Source organism: Arthrobacter sp. ATA002, assembly GCF_026898095.1.
Taxonomy (GTDB): domain Bacteria; phylum Actinomycetota; class Actinomycetes; order Actinomycetales; family Micrococcaceae; genus Arthrobacter_B.
Window position 1 is genome coordinate 2212519 of sequence record NZ_CP114015.1, and the last position, 22847, is coordinate 2235365.

The following is a 22847-nucleotide window of genomic DNA, read 5'->3' on the forward strand; positions in this document are numbered from 1 at the left end:
TGCTTGCGGGTTCAGCCGCCCGCGTCCTGGCGCATGCCCTCATCCTAAGCAGCCCCTCCCCCAATTCTGCTCGGCCCCCGCGGGCACTGCGGACACTGCGGACGCCATGACGGCGGAGTGGAGTCCCACCGGTCAGCCAACCCTTGCCTGCCGGGTATGGTGCCAGCATGAAGAGAACGTTTCCTTTTTCGCCGCGTTCCGCCACCTCGCTCGCGGTCGGTGACCTGGTCCCCGTGCAGGGCTTCTCGGGCAATTGGGCGTGCCTGCAGGTCCTGGAACTCCAGCCTCGGAAGCGCGTGAATTTCGTCGCGGCGTTGCTCCCATGGCGAGGCACATCACCGCCCGGCCCCAACGCCGTGGCCGGTCTCGTTCCCCTTCGCCGCGCACTGACACGGATGGACATCTTTACTCAGGGCGGCCTGCAGGTGACCGGCAACGTTGCCCCCAGCGACAGCGGGCAGGAACGTTGGTACGGCCCGTCCTACGTGGGCAAGCGCACGCGCGTCTGGGGTTGGAAGCGGACGGTCCTCGCCGCCCAGGAGGTAGCGGACACCGGGTGGCCCCTCGCGGACGCGGACTAGTCCAGCACACGCCCCACATGCTCCAACCTGTCAGGACCGGTGGGGAATCCGCTCGTCGAGCCAGTCCCGGACTTCAGGCCACAGACTGTCCTTCACGCTGCGCCGGAAAAAGCCCATGTGCCCCATGGCAGGAACGCCGCCGTCGTCGGGCGTGTAGTTTCGGCGCTCCACGCGGGCATTCACCAGATGGCCGAAGAAGGGACCGATCTGGGCGGGCGTGGCCCACAGGTCGTCGCTGAGACCGATGGCGAGAACATCGGTCGTTACTTGGGCGGCCCGCTTGGCGGCGTCCATGCTCGGGTCGTCGAAAAAATAGCCGGGCCGTCGGGCCCAGCCGCTCCATTCCAGCACCGCGGTGCCTGGCATGTCCTCACCCAGCCCCAGCCGCCGGGCCGGGGCGAAGCCCAGCAGCCGGGCACACAGCGGCCCGACGACCCGGAGGACCAGCGTCACCCGGATGCGTTCCCGCCGAACTTCCACGGCACGGGTAACTCCGCCGTGCGAGGCCACAGCGACGAAACCGGCCAGTTCATCGGCGCCGTTGCCGAGAACCAGGGCCTGGCCGCCGAGGGAATGGCCGACGGCAAACTGCGGGAGGCCGGGAAAGCGGGCGGCCATCCATGCCGCCGCTGCGGGGACGTCCTGTTCCATCCAGTCCCGCATCCGCAGATGCCGGTTACGCTGCGGGCTGCCGGATGCGCCAATTCCGCGGTAGTCATAGGTAAGGACGGCGAATCCGTTGGCACACAGATACTCGGCAAAGCCTGCGTACAGCCGCTGCGCGACCGCAGTTGCGGAGTGAATGACCACGGCAGCCGTCGGCAGGCCCTCGGAGGGCGTGCGCAGGATTCCGAAACCCTCCCCCGGAAGGTATGGGAATGATGAACTGCTCGGAGGTAACCGGGGACGCGTTCTGGTTGGGCATGCGAACAATATACGCAGGACCCCGGGTTTCGGATTCCCGCGGCGCGGACGTCCGCTAGTTACTCTGCTGCATCCCCTGCACCCGGGCCCGGTAGCGCAGCGGAGACTCCCCCACGCTGCGCTTGAACGCCGTGCTGAAGGCGCTCTCGGAGGCGTAGCCCAGGTCCAGTGCCAGGGACCGGATGCGGATATCTTTGGATCCGAGCTCCCGCTGCGCCACCAGCATGCGCCAGTTGTTGAGATAGGTTCGCGGCGGAGTGCCGGCAACCTCCCGAAACCGCTCGGTGAAGGCGGTCCGGGACATTGCAGCCGCATGGGCCAACTCCTCCAGGCTCGGCGGATTGGCCCGGCGGGCGTGGATCAGCGCCACGGCAGGCCGCAGCCGTTCATCGGCTAGCAGCTTCAGCCATCCCCGGGGCAGGTCAGCGTGCTGAACGAACGTCCGGAGCACCTCCACCAGCAGCAGTTGCCCGTACTGGCGGACAGCAAAGGCCGATCCCATCCGCGGGCCGGATACCTCCGCAAACAACCGGTCGATCAGATTCTGCAGGTGCGGCGCGGCATCGGTGCCCGACCTGATGTGCGCCACGGGCGGAAGGGCCTGCCGGAGCAGTTCCCTGCCGGTGGTGTTCACAGCCACGCGCCCGCCGATGATGATGTCTTCCGTGCCGGGCGCACCCTCGCCCGCGCGGACAAATGTTCCGCTCGCGGGAGGTTCCAGGCGCAGCAACGCGCCGTCGCCGCTTCCACCCTCGAGCTTGAGCCAGCGGCGTCCGTTGAGGACGGCAACATCGCCGGTTTCAAGGATCAGGGGTGTGTCCTGGCCGTCGGTGGAGAAACGCACCCTGCCCTGCACAACCGCGAAGAACTTCAGGTCCTCGTCAATGCCGCTTTCGGTTTCCCACCGCCCGGACACGGCCGTGCTGCCCGAAATGATGCTCCTGACCTCGATGAGGTCAAGCACTTCCGATAACCGGTCATCCATCATGTTTGTACTTTAGAGCAAGAAAAGCGGACTTTCCGTTATTCCACGTACAGACTCCGATGAACAGACTTGAAGTACCTTCCCGGTCGGGTTGGTTTCTTTCCTTGAGGAGTTCCATGAATGAGCACATGATCGCCCTGGTTACCGGCGCCAACAAGGGCATCGGCCGGCAAATCGCGGGCCAGCTGGCCGCTCTCGGCCACACCGTGGTGGTGGCGGCACGGAATGCCGACGCCGGTGAGCGGGCTGCGGCGGAACTGCGTGCCGACGGCGGGAACGCCGTGGCGGTGGTCCTCGATGTCACTGACCCCGCCTCGGCAGCAGCCGCTGCGGACGCGGTGAAGCGCCGGTTCGGGAGGTTGGACGCGCTGGTGAACAACGCCGGGATTGTGGCAACGCCGGGCGTCAGCTTTGCCGCCCAGCAACCGGGTTCCGCCGAGGTGGACGAGATCCGCGCCATCTTCGAGACCAACTTCTTCGGCGTCATCTCGGTGACTGCTGCGTTCCTGCCGCTGCTGCGCCTCTCAGAGGCGCCCCGCATCGTCAACGTCTCCAGCGTGGCCGGCTCCTTGTCCGCGGTGTCCAATCCGGCCACGACAGATCCCATCGCCGGCGGATACGCGCCGTCAAAAACGGCACTAACCTCCCTGACACTGCAGTATGCCAAAGGGCTGGCACCGGAAGGCATTTTGGTCAATGCCGTCTGTCCGGGTTTTGTTGCGACGGATTTGAACGGCTTCCGGGGTACCCGCACTCCGGCCCAGGGCGCCCTTGCCGCCGTCCGGATGGCCACCATCCCGGCCGGCGGTCCCACCGGCACCTTCACCGACGAAGCCGGCACTGTCCCCTGGTGATTCAGACGGTGTACAAAGGGAACCATGACGAGCAGCCCGGACCGGACCGTAACGGTCTCCCTGCCCTTCACCGGGAAATGGAAAGTGGAAAACAGTCCCCTGCGGCGGGTCCCCAGCCACGGCACCCATCTGCTCGCCACCACCTACGCAATTGATTTCGTGGGAGTGGACGACGCCGGCCGGACGGCTCCGGGCATCAGCTGGCGGACGGCATTCGCAACGGAACCGCCGGAGCTGTTTTTCGCGTTTGGGCGGCCGGTGCTGGCGCCGGTTTCCGGTGAGGTCCTGGTGGTGCACGACGCAGAGGAGGACCACGATGCCCGCCGTTCCCAGCTGGCCCTGGTCCCCTACATGCTGGGCCAGCCGGCCCGGCTGCGGAGCGGACTGGCAGCCATCGGGGGAAACTACATCCTGATGTCCACGGCGGACGGCCGGGCCGTGGTGGGCGTGATGCACCTGCAGTCCGGTTCCGTCCGGGTTGCCCCCGGCCAGCGTGTGCTCGAAGGTGAGCACATCGCCGCCTGCGGCAACTCCGGAAACTCGACCCAGCCGCACGTGCACGTCCAGGCGATGGACGGGGCCGACCCGAGGACTGCACGGGGGCTTCCGATGAGCTTTAAGTCCTTCCACGAGAAGCTCCCCCGCAGCAGCGCCTTCGTTGCCCGCCGGGACACGCTGCCGGCTGAGGCCTCCATCGTGGAGGCACCGTAGCTGTCCCGGCGGGTGCGGGACATCAGACCCGCGACCGCTCCGGTGCCGCGGCGTCATCCGTGGAGATGCCCCGGCGCTTGTCGAAAATCGTGGCGCCGACTTCCTGCTCCGCCTGGTTGCGGATGGACAGGTCGATGCCGGGGCGGTCGCGGAGCATCATGGTGGCGGCTGCGGCAATGACCATCATCAGCAGCAGGTAGGCGGACACGGCAGTCGTGCCGCCCGTGGCGTTCACCAGGGCCTGGGCGATGGTCGGGGCAAAGGCGCCGCCGACGATGGCGCCCAGCGCGTAGGACACCGATACGCCGGAGAAGCGGATGGAGGCCGGGAAGATCTCGCTGTACCAGGCCGCCTGCGGCCCGTAGGTCAGGCCGAGCCCCACGGTGAACAGGGCCATCCCCAGGAACAGCATTCCGATGTCGCCGGTGTTGATCAGCCAGAACAGCGGGAACACGGTCAGCGCCAGGGCGGTGTAGCCGATCAGGTAGGTCTTTTTCCGCCCGATCTTATCTGCCATGAACCCGCTGACCAGGGTGAACACGAACCACAGGGCGGCGGACCCAGAGACCGCCAGGAGCACATCGGTGCGGTCCAGCGCCACGGCTCCGTCCGGGTCGGTGGAGTAGTTCAGGATGAACCCGCCGGTGGTCATGTAACCGGCGGCGCTGTTGCCGGCAAACACCAGGGCGGCCAGGACCACCAGCTTCCAGTGGTTCTTCAGGAGCTCCACGATGGGCATCTGGGTCTGCTTCTTCTTTTCCGCGATCTCTTCGAAGACCGGGCTTTCGTTCACCGACATCCGCACCATGAAGCCGACGCCGATCAGCACGATGCTCAGCAGGAACGGCACACGCCAGCCCCACTCAAGGAACGCGTCGCCCGGGGAGATGACTCCGGTCATGAGGGCGGTGACGCCGGAGGCCAGCAGCATGCCCAGGGGCACGCCGAGCTGGGGGAAGGACCCGAAGAGCCCGCGCTTGTTCCGGGGTGCGTGTTCCACGCTCATCAGCACCGCGCCGCCCCATTCACCGCCGGCGGAGATGCCCTGGATGATGCGCAGCAGCACCAGCAGGATGGGTGCCCAGATGCCTGCGGTGGCATAGGTGGGCAGCACGCCGATCAGGGTGGTGGCCCCGCCCATCAGCAGCAGGGTGATGACCAGCATCGCCTTGCGGCCGAGCTTGTCGCCGTAGTGGCCGGCCAGGAAAGCGCCCAGCGGACGGAACAGGAAGCTCAGGCCCACGGTTGCGAAGGTCAGCAGGGTGGCGAACTCGTCCCCGGCGGGCGCGAAAGAGCTGGGAGAAAACCAGGCCGGCCGCCGTGGCGTAAATGAAGAAGTCATACCACTCGACGGTGGTGCCGATCAGGGTCGCAACCGCAACCCTGCGGGTGTCCTTCTGGGCCGATCCCGGTGCCGAGCCCGGCGGTGATGCGGGGGTGGAAGACCGGGATGGCCGGGCGGAGTGGGGTCCGTTGCCGGTGACAGAAGCCATGGGGGTTCCTTATCAGTAGCTCGCGCGGACGTCGTCGTCCGCTGATGAAATGTATTTGGCGGTGAGGGCTTCGCTGCCCCGGGCCAGGAGGGCAACGTCGGCGCCCACCAGAATGAAGTCGACGCCGGCGCCGATGTAACGGCGGGCGGTCGCTTCGGCGAACGCGTTGACGCCCGCGAACTTGCCGGCCGCCTTGATCTCGCGGATGCAGTGCTCGACGGCGGCCACCACCTCGGGGTGGTCCTGCCGGCCCAGGTGGCCCATGGAGGCGGCGAGGTCGGACGGGCCGATGAACAGCCCGTCCACACCGTCCACTGCGGCGATGGCCGCCACGTTGTCGACGGCGGTGCCGGACTCAATCTGCACGAGCAGCGTGATGCTTTCGGCGGCGTTTTCCAGGTAACCGTCTATCCGGTTCCACCGGGAGGCCCGGGCCAGGGCGCTGCCCACCCCGCGGATCCCGTGCGGCGGATAGCGGACGGCGCGGACCATTTCGGACGCCTGCTCCGGCGTGTCCACCATGGGGATCAGCAGGTTCTGCGCCCCCAGGTCCAGGTACTGCTTGATCAGCACGGGATCTCCGGACGGCGGCCGCACCACCGGGGTGGCCGGATAGCCGTGCACCGCCTGCAGCTGCGCCAGCAGCGATTCCAGGCCGTTGGGGCTGTGCTCGGCGTCAAAAAGCAGCCAGTCCAGCCCGGAGCCGGCGCAGATTTCGGCCACCAGCGGGCTGCCGGAGCATACCCACATGCCGGTCTGCCGTCCGCCCCGGCCAGTTTCGCGACGAAGGGTTCTTCTACTCGAATCGGCATGTGATTGTTCCCAACGGTCCGTAGTCTGCGAGCACCGAATCCCCCTTGTAGACCCACATGGGGCGGGTGAAGGATCCGGCCAGGATGATTTCTCCGGCTTCCAGCGCGGTGCCGTGCGCGGAGAGTTTGTTGGCGAGCCAGTACACGCCGGCGGCGGGATGGTTCAGCACGCCCGCCGCCACGCCGGTTTCCTCGATGGTCTGGTTGCGGTACAGCAGGGCCGAGACCCAGCGCAGGTCCACGTCGGCCGGTTTCACCGGGTTCCCGCCCACCACCATGGCGCCCATTGCCGCGTTGTCGGAGATGGTGTCCACAATGGTGCGGCCGGACATCTCGATCCGGGAATCCAGGATCTCCAGGGCCGGCACCACGTAGTCCGTGGCGTCCAGAACGTCGAAGATGGTGCAGTTCGGGCCGGACAGCGGTTTGCCCAGCACGAAGGCCAGCTCCACCTCGATCCGGGGGTGGGTGTAGGTGTCCCACTGCACGGTGCAGCCGTTTTCCAGCACCATGTCGTCGAGGATGACGCCATAGTCGGGTTCGGTGATGCCGGTGGCGGCCTGCATGGCCTTGGAGGTGAGGCCGATTTTGTGGCCGGCGAGGGTGCGTCCGGAGGCGATCAGCCGCTCCCGCCACAGGTTCTGCACCGCATAGGAGTCCTCGATGGTCATCTCGGGATAGCGGGCGGTCAGCAGGGGAACCGGGGTGCGGGTCTGCTTCGCCTCGAGCAGTTCATCGGCCACGGCTGCGATGGTCTCTTTATCTAGCACGGCACTGCTTTCTGTTGGTTCCTGCCTGGAAGGGAGCATCTAAAGCTGGGTGCCGATCTTGAAGCCCTTGGCGGCGTCGCCCGCGGCGGCTCCGGCGTCGTCGTTGGCGCGGGTGTAGGAGAACCCGTCCGCGCCGATGGTCACGTCCATTTCGGACGAATCGGTCCGCGCGGTCACCTGCTGCGGGTTGCCGTCCAGGTCCAGCACCAGGGAGGCATCGGTGTACCAGGAGGGCACGACGGCGTTGCCCCACCAGTCGCGGCGCTGGTTGTCGTGCACGTCCCAGGTGACCGTGGGGTTGTCCGGGTCGCCGGTGTAGTAGTCCTGTGTGTAGATCTCGATGCGGTGGTCGTCCGGATCCAGGATGTAGAGGTAGAACGCGTTGGAGACGCCGTGCCGGCCGGGGCCGCGCTCGATCCGGTCGGAGATGCGCAGCGCGCCCATTTTGTCGCAGATCTGGATGATGTTGTGCTTTTCGTGGGTGGCGAAGGCCACGTGGTGCATGCGCGGGCCGTCGCCGCCGGTGAGGGCAGTGTCATGGACGGTGTCCTTGCGGTGCATCCAGGCGGCGTAGGTGACGCCGTCGGAATCCTTGATGTCCTCGGAGACGCGGAAGCCCAGGTCCTCCAGGTAGGCGCGGCCGCGCGGCACGTCGGGGGTGACCTGGTTGAAGTGGTCCAGACGAACCAGCTCACCGGCGGAGTAGAGGTCGTAGCGCTGGGTCAGTCGCTCCACGTGGTCCACGGCGTAGAAGAATTCGTACGGGAAGCCCAGCGGGTCCTCCACGCGGACCGAGTCGCCCACGCCCTTGGTGAAGCCTTCGGCCCGGCGTTCGGTGCGGCAGCCCAGTTCCTTGTAGTAGGCCTCGGCCACGTCCACGTCCTCGGGGGTGCGCACGCGGTAGGCGAAGGACGCGACGGCGGCGACGGGTCCCTTGCGCAGCACCAGGTTGTGGTGGATGAACTCCTCCAGGGAGCGCAGGTAGATGACCTCGTCGTCCTCTTCGGTGACGTGCAGGCCCAGGACATCCACGTAGAACTCGCGGGACTTCGCCAGATCGGTGACGATGAGCTCCATGTAGGCGCAGCGGACGATGTCCGGCGGCTGGATGGACGGCGTCGGAATGGGGTTGGGATTGATGGCCGAAACGCTCATGATGTTGCTCCTTTGCAAGAAATGGTGGGAAGAGTGCGGGGACGCTTAGCCGTCGACCTTGGCGGCGTCGTCGGTCCCGAACTTGGGGGTGTGGACCTTGCCGAGGGTGATGTGCACGGCCTGCTGGTCGGTGTAGAAGTCGATGGAGCGGTAACCGCCCTCGTGGCCCAGTCCGGAGGACTTCACGCCGCCGAACGGGGTGCGCAGGTCGCGGACGTTGTGGCTGTTCAGCCACACCATCCCGGCCTCGGTGCTCTGCGCGAAGTTGTGCGCGCGGGTCAGGTCGGACGTCCAGATGTAGGCGGCCAGGCCGTACTTGGTGTTGTTGGCCAGCTCCAGGGCCTCGGCCTCGGTGTCGAACGGGGTGATGGCGACGACGGGACCGAAGATTTCCTCCTGGAAGATCCGCGCGTCGGGGGCGACGTCGGCGAAGACGGTGGGGGCAATGTAGTTGCCCTCCTCCAGACCTTCGGGGCGGCCGCCGCCGGCGAGCAGGCGGCCCTCGGTCTTGCCGATCTCCACGTAGGAGGCAACCTTCTTGAAGTGCTCGGGGTGCACCAGGGCGCCCACCTGGGTCTTGGGGTCATGCGGATCGCCGACGACGATGGTCTTGGCGCGGGCGGCGAAGCGTTCGCAGAACTCGTCGTAGACCGGGCGTTCGACCAGGATGCGGGAGCCGGCGGTGCAGCGTTCGCCGTTGAGGGAGAAGACACCGAAGAGGGCCGAGTCGATGGCGGCGTTCAGGTCCGCGTCCGCGAAGATGACGCAGGGGCTCTTGCCGCCGAGCTCCATGGACATGCCCTTGAGGTTCTCGGCGGCGTTGCGGAAGATCGTCTTGCCGGTGGTGGTTTCGCCGGTGAAGGAGATCAGCGGGACGTCCGGGTGCTTCACCAGCGCGTCACCGGCTTCCTCGCCCAGGCCGTTGACCAGGTTGAACACACCGGCCGGAACGCCGGCTTCGGTGAAGATGTCCGCCCAGAGGGAGGCGGAGAGCGGAGTGAATTCGGCCGGCTTGAGCACCACGGTGTTGCCGGTGGCCAGAGCCGGGGCGAGCTTCCAGGACTCGAGCATGAACGGGGTGTTCCACGGGGTGATGAGCCCGGCGACGCCGATGGGCTTGCGGTTCACGTAGTTGATCTGACTGCCGGGGACCTTCATGGCGTCGTCGAACTGGGCGACGATCAGGTCCGCGAAGAAGCGGAAGTTCTCGGCGGCGCGCAGGGCCTGGCCCTTGGCCTGGGTGATGGGCAGGCCGGTGTCGAAGGTTTCCATTTCGGCCAGGCGGCCTTCCTGGGCTTCGACGGCGTCGGCGATCTTGTTGAGGATGCGGGCGCGTTCGCGCGGCTTCATTTTCGGCCACGGGCCGTTCACGAAGGCTTCACGGGCGGCAGCGACGGCGGCGTCGATGTCTTCCTTCTGGCCGGCGGCGGCGGTGGCGTAGGTCTTGTTGGTGACCGGATCCAGCACGTCAAAGGTGGCGCCGTTCACGGAGTCAACGAACTTGCCGTTGATGAAGTGCTGGATGTGCGTGGGAAGGTTCTCGGGGACGAAATGCTTCGACATTGTGGGGTTTCCTCTTTCTGCGTTCGAAGTTCTAAGTCGTTTGAAGTTCTGGAGTTCTGCGTCAGATGGGTGACGGCGGCTGGCCGTTTTGGGCCAGGAAGGCGTTGAGCGTGTTGGTGCGGTGCGCGCGGGCGGCGGCTTCGACGTCGGACGCCGGAGCGCCCGCTTCGATCAGGTTCAGCAGGTTTTCGTGTTCCTCCACCGAGGCGTGTGCCCGGCCGGGCACGTAGCGGAAGGTGGAGGTGCGCATCCGGCCCAGCCTCCCCCACCCGCGGTGCACGAGGTCCAGGATGTGCGGGTTGGGGCAGCGCCCGTAGAGCAGCGCGTGGAACTCGGTGTTGAGCTGGGTGAAGCGCACCGGGTCAAAGGCGTTCAGCACCTCGCGCATCTGCCGGTTCAGCTCCCGCGCCTGCGCCAGCTCGTCTGTGCCGATGGCGGGAGCTGCCAGCGCGGTCGCGGCACCTTCGATGATGCTGAGGGTCTGCATGGTGTGCAGGTACAGGTCCGGATCGATGCCGGCGACGGCGGCGCCAACGTTGCGCTCGAAGGTGACGAGGCCTTCGGCTTCGAGCCGGCGGATCGCTTCGCGCACCGGAACCACGCTGAAGCCCAGGTCAGAGGCGATGCTGCTGAGCACCAGGCGGTAGCCGGGTCCGTAGTCACCGGAGCTGATCTTGGCGTGCAGGACCTGGTACGCCTGCTCCGACTTGCTGCCGGTGCCGTTTTCGGCGCTGCTGTTGACCGGGGTGCTCACACCTGTTCCGCCGCCCAGGCCTCGTACTTGTCCTTCCAGGCGGCGTTCATCGGATACAGGCCGTCCACGCTGTTGCCGGCTTTGACCATTTCGGCGATGAACTCCTCCTGGTGTTCCTGCTTGATGCAGGCCTCCACCAGCTCTTCGGCGATGGCCGGCGGGATGACGAGGACGCCGTCGTCGTCGGCCACAATGATGTCGCCGGGCTGGACGGTGGCGCCGCCGCAGGCAATGGTGATGTCCGTGTCCCAGGGGATGTGGCGGCGGCCGAGCACCGCGGGGTGCGGGTTGGCGCAGTAGACGGGCAGGTCGAAGCCGGCCACGGTGGAGTAGTCGCGGACGCCGCCGTCGGTGATGATGGCTGCGGCGCCGTTGTACTGGGCGCGCAGGGCGAGGATGTCGCCCAGGGTGCCGGTGCCCTTTTCGCCGCGGGCTTCCATGACCAGGATTTCGCCGTCGCGCACGGAGTCGATGGCGCGCTTCTGGGCGTTGTAGCCGCCGCCGTGGGTCTTGAAGAGGTCCTCGCGGTTGGGGACGTAGCGCAGGGTGCGGGCGGTGCCGACCACCTTGCGGCCGGACTTGGTGCCGGTGAGGCCGTCGATGGAGACGTTGTTCAGGCCGCGGGCGCGCATCTGCGAGCTGAGGGTGGCGGTGGCGACGGATTCCAGCTTGGCCTTCAGCTCCGGGGTGAGCGTTTGCTTCTCTTCCTTGGGTGTTAGGCCGGCCTTTTCGGCGGAGCCCCACGCTTCTTCGCGCTGCTTGTCGTCGATCTTGGGCTGCGCGCCGAAGGGGGCGAGCGGCGTCGTGCCGTCGGTGACAGTGGTGCTCAGGCGGCCGGTGGTTTGGTCCGTGCCGGGGACATCCACTTCGACTTCGAGGCGGTCGCCGGGGACGGCGACGGAGGCACCCGCCGGGGTGCCGGTGAGGATGATGTCGCCCGGTTCCAGGGTGAGCAGCTGGGAGAGGTCGGCGACCAGTTGGCTGAACGGGAAGAGCAGGTCGGCGGTGGTGTCGTCCTGCGCCAGTTCGCCGTTGACCCAGGTGCGGACGCGCAGTGCTGCCGGGTCGACGTCTGCCGCGTCCAGGACGGCGGGGCCGACCGGGGTGAAGCCGTCGCCGCCCTTGGAGCGGAGGTTGGAGCCCTTGTCTGCCCAGCGCAGGTCGTAGACGCCCAGGTCATTGCTGGCGGTCACTCCCCCGACGTGGCTCCAGGCGTCCTCGACGCTGACGCGGCGTGCGGTCTTGCCAATGATGAGGGCGATTTCGCCTTCGAAGCCGAGCAGTTCGCACCCGGCCGGGCGTTCCACGATGCCCTAGTCAGGGCCAGCGAGGAGCCGGGCTTGAGGAAGTAGGAGGGCTGTTCCGGGGTGCGTCCGCGTTCGGCTGCCCGGCTCGGGTAGTTGATGTGGACGGCGATTACCTTGCCCGCATCTGCCAGCGTGTCCTTGGTGGCGGCGCTGCTCGTGGACATGTCACTCCTAGATCAAGTACGAAATCGTATATGATCAGGATTACATGTGGTGGTGATCACGTCAAGGGGTTCGCATAGGCCCTGACAACTATTTGCCTTGTAGCCGGTGGATCGGCCACTGTTTCTGACTGGAAGAAAGGGGAGGGTGAACCGTGAGGATCGACTATTGCACCACCTGGCGCCATACCTAGACAACAGACAGGTAGCGCATTACGGGTAGATTGAACCCTATGCATATAGAACGAGTTGATGTAGAGCGACTATTGGGTTTTAGACGACTCAGCATCGACCTGGACCCTCAACTCCAACTCATAGCGGGACCAAACAATGCAGGTAAGTCATCCCTTCTGCGCGTACTGGAAACGTTCTTTGCCGACCCAGCACCGGAGGATTTGCAAAGGCTGAAGCCTCTACATGAATACTACGTCCAGGGTGGTCCTCGCATGATGTCGAGCATTCAAGTCAAGTTCGGCGGCCTGACCAAGGCCGAGGCGGAGCAGTTCGAAGATATAACATCGCAAGACGGCACGTTCAGGATCAAAATTTCTTGTACACGGAAAGGGACGATCAGCTACCACAGCTATCGTGAGTCATCACATGCGCGCGAGCGTTATGAGCAAGTCTTACAGTCCTTCAATTTCGTGAAAATCCCATCCGTCCGCGTGAGCGATCCCACCCAAACGGAACATGACCAATCGCTAGTTCGCCTATATGAGACACTCGAAGGGGTGCTAGTACGCAAGGGAAGCTCGCGTATAACTCAGTTGCAGAAAGACTTCGCGGAAGCCATCGCACCGGTTGAGAGCCTCGTGCATAATGTTCTGAGTGATTCGGTAGCCGCTGTTGCGTCTGAGCTTCCATTCCGTGAAGGCCACCTTGGTATCAATCTTCCAGACTCCCGGCATGCGCTCCGCGGCATGCTGCAAGAAGCTGTCATCACAAGTCGTGATGAGGTGGAGGTGCCTATTGCTGAGCGCGGTACCGGGTTCCAATCGGCAATGGTTCTCGGCATTCTCCGTTATGTCTCCTCCAGGGCGAAGCAACCAGGAGTAAACGTCGTATTCGCAATCGAAGAACCCGAGGCTTTCCTCCACCCTCAGACTCAGAGGGCGATGGCGAAAATACTGAGAGACATCTCCGTCGACGCACAGCTTTTGGTCACAACCCATAGTCCTGTTCTCGTCGATTCGTTCTCGGTAAGCCGTATCAGCCGACTGCCGTTGAGTCCGGCCGGCATGACATACACATCGAGACGCCAAGACCTGACGGAAGCGGAAGAAGGCCGGCTAACCCGCTATTGCGATGCAACCAATAGTGAGCTGGTGTTTGCGAATGCCGTACTTCTTGTTGAAGGCCATGGAGACAAGCTGCTGATCGACTACCTATTGGAAAGGATTACTGGTGGTGCTGGAGGGCACTACGCCCTGGGTATCGCGGTCATTGAAGCCTCCGGAATAGACACCATCACCCACCTTGTCCAGTTGGCTCAACTTTTCGATGTTCGTGCATACGTCATCACCGATAAAGACGGCGTGCATAAGGCCGGGGGAAATGGGAAGCGCAAACTACTGGAGATCCTGAAAGTCAAGGACCCAAAGCCGACCCCGGAAGAACTTGCCGAGATACGCTCCTTAGCTGACTCTGACGTCACCAGCCTAACGGCAGCTCTAGAACAGCAGGCAGAAATCAATAAGAAGGTTCAATTTTGGGACGCTTTTGTACTCAGTTCCGACCTGGAGGGTCTGCTGCTCGACACGGTAAACCAGAAGGACTTGGCGCACCTATTAGGACCAAACGGCACCGGTCAAATCGATGATGCAACCGCGAAAAAATTTGCCGATGGCACCCAAGGGAAAGAGGAAATGGCCTCGTGGCTGGGATCCAAGGGTTGGAACTCGGCACGCAAGCCGTCAGCAAAAGCGAAGCCGCATCTCCCTTCGGCACTCCTCAGAGAGCACCTGAGCTCTCGCAAGTCGCCCCGAGCCATCCGCCCACTGGATCAATGGCTTGAGGCGATAGTGAAGGACCACCAACGATCACCCCTCTGACTAACACCGCCCGTCAACCAGATCCTGGCTTATGGAACTTATCTCAGCGCCACTCCCTCAACCACCACTGATGAGATATAGGTTTGCGTATGATATGTTTCATACATAAACCTACATCGGAGGCTGGGGGCTATGGAACGCGTGAGGGCAAAGCAGTTCGTTCAAGACCACGAAGAGGCGCTGAGGGGCGTCGACAAACTCCTGCGCTCAAGTTCAGAAAAGGCTGTACGGCTAGTCAGCGAAGCCTTCGAGGCATTCGAGTTTACTGCTTCTGACGCGCATGCCGCTTTGGCGCGCTTGTGCTTCTGGAGCCAGGCTGAGGGCGATCGCCGACTGCATGACTCGGGCTGGAAGGTCATCCGTCGCGCAAACGGTGGCTGTTTTCGCATCACAGACGACATTGAGATTCGTTTACTGAAACGCCCGCCGAACGTCGCTGAATTACCCGAGGCACAGGAGGGAGTAATACCTCTTTTCACTTATGACCCGGACCCGGGAATGCTTCCTCACGCATGGTCCAACCCGAAGATCCAGTACGCGATCTACTGGGATGCAGATCCGTACGGCGTCGTCACGAGAATCAACTTTGTCGCCGGATTCGACCTCAGCCTGACGAATGCGACAGTTCTAACTGAGCATCCGTTGCCGTTTGCAGGTAGGGATCAAACAGAGGTTGATAATTCAGAGGCCAATAAGTCTACGACAGTGGCGCCGGACCACTCAAATCCGTTCGATATTTTCTTCGACAATTTCGGCGCTAACAGTGGGACTGATAAAGAAAATTAATGACACCTACCGCCACTTAACTAGCGGGTAAGAACTAGTAGGACATGAATAACATTTACCCCGATCGTCTCGTCCAAGCACGAGCTTTAAGGAAAGTCAAGGCAATTGACTTAGCCTCCGCTCTTCACTGGACACCTGTCCGACTATCACGAACGGAAACCTCACCGAGAGCTGACATCAGTGATGCTGAGCTCGACATCATTGTAGACACATTGAATTTTCCTCGCGCGTTCTTTATGCGCCCTCCAGCGCCCGAACTGATGTATGGAGGAATCTTGCATCGACGTACAAAGAGGACAAACAAGACTGAATTGACTTACTGGGACGAGCTAGCGCGGCACGTGGCGGACTTTGCCTTAGACCTACATAGCCTGCGATCCCTACCACCAGTTATGTTGCCCACTGTGGATCATCGCGAGCCAGTACAAGCCTCGGCCGCGGAGGTTCGTAAGCGTCTTGGCTTGGCGCCAGCCGAGCCTATAGACAACCTGATACTGAGGTGCGAGCTAGCTGGTGTGGTGGTGGTGCACCGCCAGCCGGCCTTTTCCAACGCTTCCCCGAGCGCTGGGCGATTTTACGGCTCCTCCGCATGGTTACGAGGCCGAGACAGACTGGCACCTCTCCCAGTGATTTTACTGAATTCGATTGATTCGTGGGAACGTCTGCGGCTAACCGTGGGTCACGAACTGGGTCACCTCGTCTGCCACACTCAGTCACGCCCAGCCGACGACAACGAGATGGAAACCCAAGCATTCTCGTTTGCTTCGGAGCTTTTGGCGCCGATTCGATACGTCGCTCAGGAACTTCCTTCACGCCCAACTCTTAATTCTTTACTTCCTATCAAGCAAAAATGGGGAATATCGATTGGAGCGTTGCTCAAACATTTCCATGCAAACTATGCTTTAGACACAGATGTGGTCGAGGCACTTCAAAAACAACTCTATACGCGACGCAATCCTAGAACAGGTAAAACCTGGGGGGCTACTGAGCCGGGCTACGATGAAAGGCCGGTTGAGTCCCTCGCATGCTGGATACATGGGTAGAAAAATTCTACGGAAAAATTCCATCTAATGCCGTAGCCAATCAGATCAAGTTTGTTCCCGAGGATTTATTGACCCTCAGTCTGAGTCGGGAACCACTCGTATCTTCAGGCAATGTAGTCAATTTGAGCGCACGAAGAGGTTCGGTCTGAGGGCAGTGGATCTCCACTGGGAGTCGGCGGTTGTGAGAGACACTTGATTTCTTACTCTTCCATTATTGAGGCCTCGCGATCCGACCGCTGGTGGTGGCGATAGTGGCTCTTCGTGGTTCGTGGGGAATTAGATTCCTGGGTGAGTGTCATGCCGCCGCCCGGACGGCACTTCTCAAGAGAATAACGGATCTGTAGTTGGCGGGATTACGGTAGCCTTGGGCCGTGCGCTTGATCCGCTTGACGGCCGTGTTGTTGGCCTCGACTTTGCCCGTGGTGGCGCCGGTAATGATCAGCACCTCGATCTCGTTCCACCGCAAATAGTCCGGTAGAGCCTGTTCGTTTCCGGTCGTGCCGCTGCTTTGACCAGTTCCTCGAGTTGGGTTTTCGCGGCCGCAGCATCTCCCAGCGACCCGCTGCGCAGCAGGGCCCGCACTTGTTCCTTGACCTTCCACACGGCCCGCAGTGTTCCGGTCGGATCATCGGAGGCGAACACTTCTTCCAGCCGGTGGGCTGCCTTCTCGGTGAGCGTGTTCCCGGCACGCAGCAGCAGCATCCGGTGCGCCCAGGCCTTGTCCACGGCCCGGCCGCGGCGGCCCTTGACCTGCTGGGAGAGATTCTGCCGGTTCTCCGTAACCGCCTGATTGGCCAGCGAGACCAGATGGAAGTGATCGACCGCGACCGCGGTGCGCGGCAACCACATCCTCAACGCCTTCCGGAACGCTGCGGAGGGATCGATCGCCACCACCTGCACGGCCAAACGCCAGGCCAGCGGCCGGGCGAAGAGCCAGTCCCCGACGCCTTTGTGGGCTCTTCGTGGTTCGTGGGGAATTGAGTTCGTGTCGTTAGAGACAAGAGGGCCCGTGGCCCTGCTGGGATGAGTGTGTCTAAGCATTCAACGTGGAACAGGACCACGAGCCCTTGCGTGAGCCTACCGGGGTCGAAGCCGATGCTGCCACCGCCCTCTTCAACCTGCCCGATTTCGGTGTCATGTCCACCCGTGTCGGTGCCGACGGAACACGAACAGTCATCGTTGAAACCGATCAACCACCAGGGTGCCCGACCTGCGGGGTGATCTCGGTCCGACGGAAAGAGCGCCGGTTCCAGCGACTGCGCGACATCCCAATAGCTGGACCGGTGGAAGTGGTGTGGTCAAAGTACCGCTGGTACTGCGACGAACCGGTCTGTCCCCGGCTGTCCTTTTTCGAATCCACGGCTCAGGTCCCGGCCCGGGCACGGTCCACCGCCCGGTTGCGGGAGCACCTCGTGGACGCGGTCATCCGTTCGGGCCGTGCCGTCGCCGAGACAGCTGCCGGCTTCGCGGTGTCGTGGTGGATGGTTCGGGCTGCGCTGAATGAAGCGTCCCTGCTCCGGCTGCCTGACGTAGATGCTCTCAGCCCGCGGATGCTGGGCATTGATGAGCACCGGTTCCGGTCCGTGCGTTATTTCCAGGACCCGGCCACGATGGCCTGGACACGGGTTGAACCCTGGATGACCACGATCGTGGATCTGGATACCGGCCAGGTCTTGGGCGTGGTCGATGGGCGGCACCACAAGGGTGTCGGGGACTGGCTCTTCGCCCGGCCGCTGGCCTGGCGTTTGGCCGTGCAGGTGGTGGCGATCGATCCCTCCGCAGCGTTCCGGAAGGCGTTGCGGATGTGGTTGCCCCGCACCGCGGTCGCGGTCGATCACTTCCATCTGGTCTCGCTGGCCAATCAGGCGGTTACGGAGACCCAGCAGAATCTCTCCCAGCAGGTCAAGGGCCGCCGCGGCAGGGCGGTGGACAAGGCCTGGGCGCACCGGATGCTGCTGCTGCGTGCCGGGAACACGCTGACAGAGAAGGCAGCCCACCGGCTGGAAGAAGTGTTCACCGCCGATGATCCGACCGGAACACTGCGGGCCGTGTGGAACGTGAAGGAACAAGTGCGGACACTGCTGGGCACGGGTTCGCTGGCAGATGCTGCGGCCGCGAAGACTGAGCTCGAGGAACTGGTCAAGGCGGCGGCACGACCGGAAACGAACCGGCTCTATCGGACTGTTTGCCGGTGGTGGAGCGAGATCGAGGTGCTGATCATTACCGGCGCCACCACAGGCAAAGTCGAGGCCAACAATACGGCCATCAAGCACATAAAGCGCACGGCGCGCGGCTATCGTAATCCTGCCAACTACAGATCGGTTATTCTCTTGAGAAGTGCCGTCCGGACGGCGGCATGAGACTCACCCAGGAATCTAATTCCTCACGAACCGCGAAGAGCCCTTTGTGGTGCCGCCCATCGACCACGCCCAAGACCTGGCCGGTATCCAGATCCACGATCGTGGTCATCCAGGGTTCAACCCGTGTCCAGGCCATCGTGGCCGGGTCCTGGAAATAACGCACGGACCGGAACCGGTGCTCATCAATGCCCAGCATCCGCGGGCTGAGAGCATCTACGTCAGGCAGCCGGAGCAGGGACGCTTCATTCAGCGCAGCCCGAACCATCCACCACGACACCGCGAAGCCGGCAGCTGTCTCGGCGACGGCACGGCCCGAACGGATGACCGCGTCCACGAGGTGCTCCCGCAACCGGGCGGTGGACCGTGCCCGGGCCGGGACCTGAGCCGTGGATTCGAAAAAGGACAGCCGGGGACAGGCCGGTTCGTCGCAGTACCAGCGGTATTTGGACCACGCCACTTCCACCGGCCCGGCAACGGGGATGTCGCGAAGCCGCTGGTGACGGCGTTCCTTGACTCTCACGGCGATCACCCCGCAGGTAGGGCACCCTGGTGGTTGATCGGTTTCAACAATGACTGTTCGTGTTCCGTCGGCACCGACACGGGTGGACATGACACCGAAATCGGGCAGGTTGAAGAGGGCGGTGGCAGCGTCGGCTGCGACCCCGGTAGGCTCACGCAAGGGCTCGTGGTCCTGTTCCACGTTGAATGCTTAGACACACTCATCCCAGCAGGGCCACGGGCCCTCTTGTCTCTAACGACACGAACTCAATTCCCCACGAACCACGAAGAGCCATCATGGTCGAGCACTACCGCCAGCGCGCCTTCCTGGGCCTGATCGTCACCGACGGCATCTACCCCTCCTTCCCCGGCCAGGGCAACCCCCTCATGCCCGGCCTGGTCACCGAGGAACACGTCATTGGCTGGAAGCGCGTCACCGACGCCGTGCACGAGGCCGGCGGCCGGATCGTCGCCCAGCTGATGCACTCCGGACGCGTCGCGCACGAAAACATCAACGGCGGCCACCAACCGCAGGCCCCCAGCGCCATCGCGGTCGAAGGCATGGCCCACACCTACGAGGGCAAGGCACCCTACCCGGTGCCGCACGCCCTCACCGAAGCCGAACTTCCCGGCGTCCAGCAGGACTTCGTCTCCGCCGCGCAGAACGCGATGAAGGCAGGGTTCGACGGCGTGGAGCTGCACGGTGCCAACGGGTACCTGCTGCAGGAATTCCTCTCCCCGTCTCCAACACCCGCACCGATAACTACGGCGGATCCCCGGAGAACCGGGCCCGGATGGTCATCGAGACCTTCCGCGCCGTGGCCGAAGCTGTCGGCGCCGAGCACACCGCCATCCGCATCTCCCCGGAACACAACATCCAGGGCGTGCTGGAAAACGACCGCGCCGACGTGACCGCCACCTACACCGCGCTGGTGGACGGCATCGCGGACCTGAAGCCTGCCTACCTCTCCATCCTGCACAAGGATCCCGCTGACGAGATGATCCAGGACCTGCGCCGCCGCTTCGGCGGCCCGGTGCTGCTGAACACCGGCTTCGGCACCGTCACCAGCCGCGAGGACGCGATCATGCTGCTCGAGGAGGACCTGGCTGACGCCGTCGTCGTCGGCCGCCCGGTCATCGCCAACCCGGACCTGGCCCGCCGCTGGCAGGAAGACCTGCCGCTGAACGAGGTGGACCAGGCCACCGTCTACACCAACGGTGCCGCCGGCTACACGGACTACGCGCTTCTGGAGACGGTCGCTTCCTAAGCAACGATTACAACAGAAGGACGACGGCAGGCCCTCCGCGCGATGCGGGGGCCTGCCGTTTCCTTAACGGGACGGTTTCAGCGTCGAGTGGCTCTGACGACGACGTCGTGAATGGTGGACTCGCGTCCTTCGGGACCGGACATGGTTCGGTGTGACTCCTCAGCGGTCACGACCTCCCACTCAGCGGGATCGAGGCGTGCGGTGATGTCGGCAACGGTTGCCGAGGCCGAAGCGGGCGGTCCGTTGAGGTACCTGCCGTGCCCGTGATCACTTCCGTGCTGGTGATCGTCCCCACTGGCCCAGCGGTCGAGGTGGCCAACGATGAGGAGGGCGCCTCCGGGGCGACCCAGGAGGCGGTGCGGTCGTAGAAATCCAGTTGCGGCATAGCGGGGTGGGCGTAGTGCGTGGTCACTAGGTCGTACTGTGCGTCCGGCTCCCAGGTGGACAGGTCCGCCTGGACCCACTGCACCTGATCAGCGACGCCGGCGTCCGCGGCGCGCCCGGCTGCGCGGTCGAGTGCCGCGGAGGCGATGTCTGCGCCGGTGACCTTCCAGCCGTGCGTGGCGAGCCATATCGCTTCGGTTCCGGCGCCACATCCCGCGTCGAGTGCGGTCCCCGGTGCCAGGTTGCCGGTTTCCCGTATTAGATGTGGGTTGGCCTGGCTGTTTCCCATGGCCGTGACTCGGTCGCCCTGCCAGATCTGGTCCCAGTACTCGTGATCGAACGTGTGCTCCATTGTGGGGGTTCCGTCAGTACTTGAGGCGGCTGCCGCGGCCACGGCTCGATCGAGATCCTTCATGATGAGATCGGTGTTGATACCTTGCGCTGTCAGGGCCCCAGCGGCGGCGGCGGCCCCGACTTGGGCGCCGATGTTGGAGGAGTTGCCAGCGGCCCACACCCCGGGCACCGAGGTGGCGCCGGACGCATCGGTCTCGATGAACGCACCAGCGGGATGGGCCGTCGCTGCGATGCCGATCCCGGCGAAGAGTTCGGTGCGGGCGACCATCGGTGTCGAGACCACCACTGCGTCGACCGCAACGACCGTCTCGCCTAATCGCACACCGCTCACGTGGTCGTCCTCGATCTCCAGCCGCGAAATCCGGCCGGCGACGATTGCGACGCCGAGCGCCTCGAGCTTGGCGCGCTCCTGCCCTTCGAGCTGGAGGTCGTGGGTGAAGAACACGACATCGGAACTCCACTGGCTGAACAGGATGGCCTTGTGCAGAGCCATCGGGTTGGTGCCCAGCACTCCGATCCTGCGATCACGGACCTCCCAGCCGTGACAGTAGGGGCAGTGCAGGACACCACGACCCCACTGCTCCCGCACCCCGGGGATGTCCGGCAACTCGTCCACCAGCCCCGTTGCGATCAGCAGCCGCCGGGCGCGAAGGACCACACCGCCGCGGAGCACGACCGAGAACCCGTAAGACGCGCTGGACACGTCAACCACCTCGTCGTCCAGGATCTCGCCGCCGTACCTGCGGACCTCCTGGCGGCCGCGAACCAACAACTCCAGCGGACTCAACCCCTCGAGGCCGAGCAACCCGTGCACCGCGTCCGCCGGAGCGTTCCTCGGCTGGCCCGCGTCCACAACCGTCACCGACCGGCGCGCCCGGGCCAGCGTCAACGCAGCGCTCAGGCCAGCAGCGCCGCCACCAACAACCACCACGTCACGAAGAAAATCCGTATGCTCTGCCATTGCTGTCCTCTCGATTCGAGTGCTGCTGCCGGTCCGCACCAGCACTTGTTGAGAATGACTCACAACAAGGCGCCTAGCAATCCTTATTGCCGAATGGCAAGATATGGACATGGACGAGTCGATAGATCGCACCCTGGATGCCGTCGGGCCACGGCTGAAGCAGTTGCGGCAACGCCGGGACATCACCTTGTACGACCTCTCCGAGGAGACCGGGATCTCGACCAGCACACTGTCCAGGCTCGAGGCCGGGCTCCGGCGTCCCACGCTCGAACAACTGCTGCCGCTGGCACGCGCCTACGGCGCCACCCTGGATGAACTCGTCGACGCACCACCGACCGGTGACCCACGCATCAACCTGCGCCCGATACGCGCCAACGACGGCCGGACCATCCTGCCCCTCACCCGCAGGGCCGGAGGCATCCAGGCCTATAAGTTCATCCTCCCCAGGGGACGCGACGACGCTAAGCCCGACCTGCGCACCCACGAGGGCTATGACTGGGCTTTCGTTCTGAACGGCAATCTCCGACTCGTCCTTGGTGAGCACGATCTGATCCTCAAACCCGGCGAAGCCGCAGAGTTCGACACCCGTATCCCTCACTGGTTCGGCGCCACCAGCTCAGGACCCGTCGAATTCCTCACCCTTATCGGCAAACAGGGAGAACGGGCGCACCTGCGCACCAGCCCGACGCAACGCAACGATGGCCATCTCTAATTCCGGCCAGACTCAATAGCCGCTGTCTCACGGAATATCCCGGTGCCGTCCCGGTGCTGCTGAATACCGGCTTCGGCACCGTCACCAGCCGCAATGACGCGATCATGCTGCTCGAGGAGGATCTGGCCGACGCCGTCGTCGTCTGCCGCCCGGTCATCGCTAACCCGGACCTGGCCCGCCGCTGGCAGGAAGACCTGCCGCTGAACGAGGTGGACCAGGCTACCGTCTACACCGACGGTGCCGCCGGCTGCACGGACTACCCGGCACTGGAGACGGTCGCCTAGCTAAAACGCCCGACGACGGCAGACCTTTCGCATGGTGCGGGAAGCCTGTCCTCATTTTCGCCGGGCATTCCACTTA

Annotated in this window: 19 protein-coding genes and 4 pseudogenes; 10 read left to right on the forward strand and 13 right to left on the reverse strand. The window is 64.0% G+C overall.

All coding sequences use genetic code 11. The annotated features are described in order from the left end of the window. The first annotated feature begins 167 nt into the window (after positions 1-167). Complete coding sequence (locus OL239_RS10830; protein ID WP_268908948.1) at positions 168-581, forward strand: hypothetical protein; 414 nt, start codon at positions 168-170, stop codon at positions 579-581. A gap of 30 nt (positions 582-611) precedes the next feature. On the opposite strand, the gene OL239_RS10835 is transcribed toward OL239_RS10830, so the two are convergent. Then, entirely contained in the window at positions 612-1391 is a 780-nt protein-coding gene (locus OL239_RS10835) for an alpha/beta hydrolase family protein (RefSeq protein ID WP_268908949.1), read from the reverse strand. A 169-nt stretch (positions 1392-1560) separates the two neighbouring features. Beyond that, on the reverse strand, positions 1561-2493 hold the full coding sequence (locus OL239_RS10840; protein ID WP_268908950.1) for an AraC family transcriptional regulator: 933 nt from the start codon (positions 2491-2493) through the stop codon (positions 1561-1563). Between the two features lie 113 nt (positions 2494-2606). Here OL239_RS10840 and OL239_RS10845 point away from each other — a divergent pair, with 113 nt between their 5' ends. After that, positions 2607-3344 (forward strand): SDR family oxidoreductase, encoded by a 738-nt coding sequence (locus OL239_RS10845; protein ID WP_268908951.1) that lies wholly within the window; start codon positions 2607-2609, stop codon positions 3342-3344. A 24-nt stretch (positions 3345-3368) separates the two neighbouring features. Then, complete coding sequence (locus tag OL239_RS10850; RefSeq protein ID WP_268908952.1) at positions 3369-4055, forward strand: M23 family metallopeptidase; 687 nt, start codon at positions 3369-3371, stop codon at positions 4053-4055. 22 nt (positions 4056-4077) lie between these two features. On the opposite strand, the pseudogene OL239_RS10855 reads toward OL239_RS10850, so the two are convergent. The 7 genes and pseudogenes from OL239_RS10855 to OL239_RS10885 all read right to left on the reverse strand — a co-directional run bounded on the left by OL239_RS10855 (position 4078) and on the right by OL239_RS10885 (position 12073). Then, a pseudogene (locus tag OL239_RS10855) lies at positions 4078-5548 on the reverse strand (MFS transporter). Between the two features lie 12 nt (positions 5549-5560). Continuing rightward, the gene (locus tag OL239_RS10860) at positions 5561-6298 is read right to left on the reverse strand and encodes an HpcH/HpaI aldolase family protein (RefSeq protein WP_442864136.1); all 738 of its coding nucleotides are present in this window, start codon (positions 6296-6298) and stop codon (positions 5561-5563) included. Positions 6299-6344: 46 nt separating this feature from the next. Beyond that, positions 6345-7130 (reverse strand): 2-oxo-hept-4-ene-1,7-dioate hydratase, encoded by a 786-nt coding sequence (gene hpaH / locus OL239_RS10865; protein WP_268908953.1) that lies wholly within the window; start codon positions 7128-7130, stop codon positions 6345-6347. 39 nt (positions 7131-7169) lie between these two features. Beyond that, positions 7170-8285, reverse strand: a complete 1116-nt coding sequence (gene hpaD, locus OL239_RS10870) for a 3,4-dihydroxyphenylacetate 2,3-dioxygenase (protein ID WP_268908954.1) — start codon at positions 8283-8285, stop codon at positions 7170-7172. A gap of 45 nt (positions 8286-8330) precedes the next feature. Then, positions 8331-9848 carry a 5-carboxymethyl-2-hydroxymuconate semialdehyde dehydrogenase gene (gene hpaE, locus OL239_RS10875; protein WP_268908955.1) on the reverse strand — a complete coding sequence of 506 codons (1518 nt, stop codon included), beginning with the start codon at positions 9846-9848 and terminating at the stop codon, positions 8331-8333. Between the two features lie 61 nt (positions 9849-9909). After that, a complete protein-coding gene (locus tag OL239_RS10880; RefSeq protein WP_268908956.1) occupies positions 9910-10602 on the reverse strand; it encodes a GntR family transcriptional regulator in 693 nt (230 codons plus the stop codon). Next, positions 10599-12073: pseudogene (locus tag OL239_RS10885) on the reverse strand (fumarylacetoacetate hydrolase family protein). Before OL239_RS10885 ends, OL239_RS10880 begins: the two are co-directional and overlap by 4 nt. Positions 12074-12303: 230 nt before the next feature. Between OL239_RS10885 and OL239_RS10890 the strand changes: the two are divergent. The 3 genes from OL239_RS10890 to OL239_RS10900 all read left to right on the forward strand — a co-directional run bounded on the left by OL239_RS10890 (position 12304) and on the right by OL239_RS10900 (position 15950). Then, positions 12304-14121, forward strand: coding sequence for an ATP-dependent nuclease (locus tag OL239_RS10890; RefSeq protein WP_268908957.1), 1818 nt, complete (start codon positions 12304-12306; stop codon positions 14119-14121). A gap of 132 nt (positions 14122-14253) precedes the next feature. Continuing rightward, positions 14254-14907, forward strand: coding sequence for a hypothetical protein (locus OL239_RS10895; RefSeq protein ID WP_268908958.1), 654 nt, complete (start codon positions 14254-14256; stop codon positions 14905-14907). A 392-nt stretch (positions 14908-15299) separates the two neighbouring features. Further along, on the forward strand, positions 15300-15950 hold the full coding sequence (locus OL239_RS10900; RefSeq protein WP_268911741.1) for an ImmA/IrrE family metallo-endopeptidase: 651 nt from the start codon (positions 15300-15302) through the stop codon (positions 15948-15950). 295 nt (positions 15951-16245) lie between these two features. Here OL239_RS10900 and OL239_RS10905 read toward each other — a convergent pair whose 3' ends face one another. Together OL239_RS10905 and OL239_RS10910 are read right to left on the reverse strand one after the other, a co-directional pair. After that, positions 16246-16395, reverse strand: a complete 150-nt coding sequence (locus OL239_RS10905) for a transposase (protein WP_268908959.1) — start codon at positions 16393-16395, stop codon at positions 16246-16248. Then, on the reverse strand, positions 16389-16991 hold the full coding sequence (locus OL239_RS10910; RefSeq protein ID WP_268908960.1) for a transposase: 603 nt from the start codon (positions 16989-16991) through the stop codon (positions 16389-16391). The genes OL239_RS10905 and OL239_RS10910 overlap by 7 nt, the downstream gene beginning before the upstream one ends. 26 nt (positions 16992-17017) lie before the next feature. Between OL239_RS10910 and OL239_RS10915 the strand changes: the two genes are divergently transcribed. After that, positions 17018-18310 (forward strand): ISL3 family transposase, encoded by a 1293-nt coding sequence (locus tag OL239_RS10915; RefSeq protein ID WP_268908961.1) that lies wholly within the window; start codon positions 17018-17020, stop codon positions 18308-18310. On the opposite strand, the gene OL239_RS10920 is transcribed toward OL239_RS10915, so the two are convergent. Then, a complete protein-coding gene (locus OL239_RS10920) occupies positions 18273-18989 on the reverse strand; it encodes a transposase family protein (protein WP_268908962.1) in 717 nt (238 codons plus the stop codon). The genes OL239_RS10915 and OL239_RS10920 overlap by 38 nt on opposite strands. A 26-nt stretch (positions 18990-19015) precedes the next feature. Between OL239_RS10920 and OL239_RS10925 the strand changes: the two are divergent. Beyond that, positions 19016-20076 (forward strand): annotated as a pseudogene (locus OL239_RS10925) (alkene reductase). A 166-nt stretch (positions 20077-20242) separates the two neighbouring features. Here the strand turns inward: OL239_RS10925 and OL239_RS19530 are convergent. Continuing rightward, positions 20243-21838, reverse strand: coding sequence for an FAD-dependent oxidoreductase (locus tag OL239_RS19530; protein ID WP_329609198.1), 1596 nt, complete (start codon positions 21836-21838; stop codon positions 20243-20245). Positions 21839-21884: 46 nt separating this feature from the next. Here OL239_RS19530 and OL239_RS10940 point away from each other — a divergent pair, with 46 nt between their 5' ends. Continuing rightward, entirely contained in the window at positions 21885-22487 is a 603-nt protein-coding gene (locus OL239_RS10940; RefSeq protein ID WP_268908963.1) for a helix-turn-helix domain-containing protein, read from the forward strand. Between the two features lie 56 nt (positions 22488-22543). Further along, positions 22544-22771, forward strand: a pseudogene (locus tag OL239_RS10945) (alkene reductase); the annotation flags it as partial. Positions 22772-22847: the final 76 nt, after the last annotated feature.

Bases quoted from the DNA above. Each gene is read 5' to 3' on its own strand.
- OL239_RS10830 (WP_268908948.1), top strand. From the start codon at position 168: ATGAAGAGAACGTTTCCTTTTTCGCCGCGTTCCGCCACCTCGCTCGCG.
- OL239_RS10840 (WP_268908950.1), bottom strand. From the start codon at position 2,493: ATGATGGATGACCGGTTATCGGAAGTGCTTGACCTCATCGAGGTCAGG.
- OL239_RS10845 (WP_268908951.1), top strand. From the start codon at position 2,607: ATGAATGAGCACATGATCGCCCTGGTTACCGGCGCCAACAAGGGCATC.
- OL239_RS10850 (WP_268908952.1), top strand. From the start codon at position 3,369: ATGACGAGCAGCCCGGACCGGACCGTAACGGTCTCCCTGCCCTTCACC.
- OL239_RS10860 (WP_442864136.1), bottom strand. From the start codon at position 6,298: ATGTGGGTATGCTCCGGCAGCCCGCTGGTGGCCGAAATCTGCGCCGGC.
- hpaD (WP_268908954.1), bottom strand. From the start codon at position 8,285: ATGAGCGTTTCGGCCATCAATCCCAACCCCATTCCGACGCCGTCCATC.
- hpaE (WP_268908955.1), bottom strand. From the start codon at position 9,848: ATGTCGAAGCATTTCGTCCCCGAGAACCTTCCCACGCACATCCAGCAC.
- OL239_RS10890 (WP_268908957.1), top strand. From the start codon at position 12,304: ATGCATATAGAACGAGTTGATGTAGAGCGACTATTGGGTTTTAGACGA.
- OL239_RS10895 (WP_268908958.1), top strand. From the start codon at position 14,254: ATGGAACGCGTGAGGGCAAAGCAGTTCGTTCAAGACCACGAAGAGGCG.
- OL239_RS10900 (WP_268911741.1), top strand. From the start codon at position 15,300: ATGTTGCCCACTGTGGATCATCGCGAGCCAGTACAAGCCTCGGCCGCG.
- OL239_RS10910 (WP_268908960.1), bottom strand. From the start codon at position 16,991: ATGCTTAGACACACTCATCCCAGCAGGGCCACGGGCCCTCTTGTCTCT.
- OL239_RS10940 (WP_268908963.1), top strand. From the start codon at position 21,885: ATGGACGAGTCGATAGATCGCACCCTGGATGCCGTCGGGCCACGGCTG.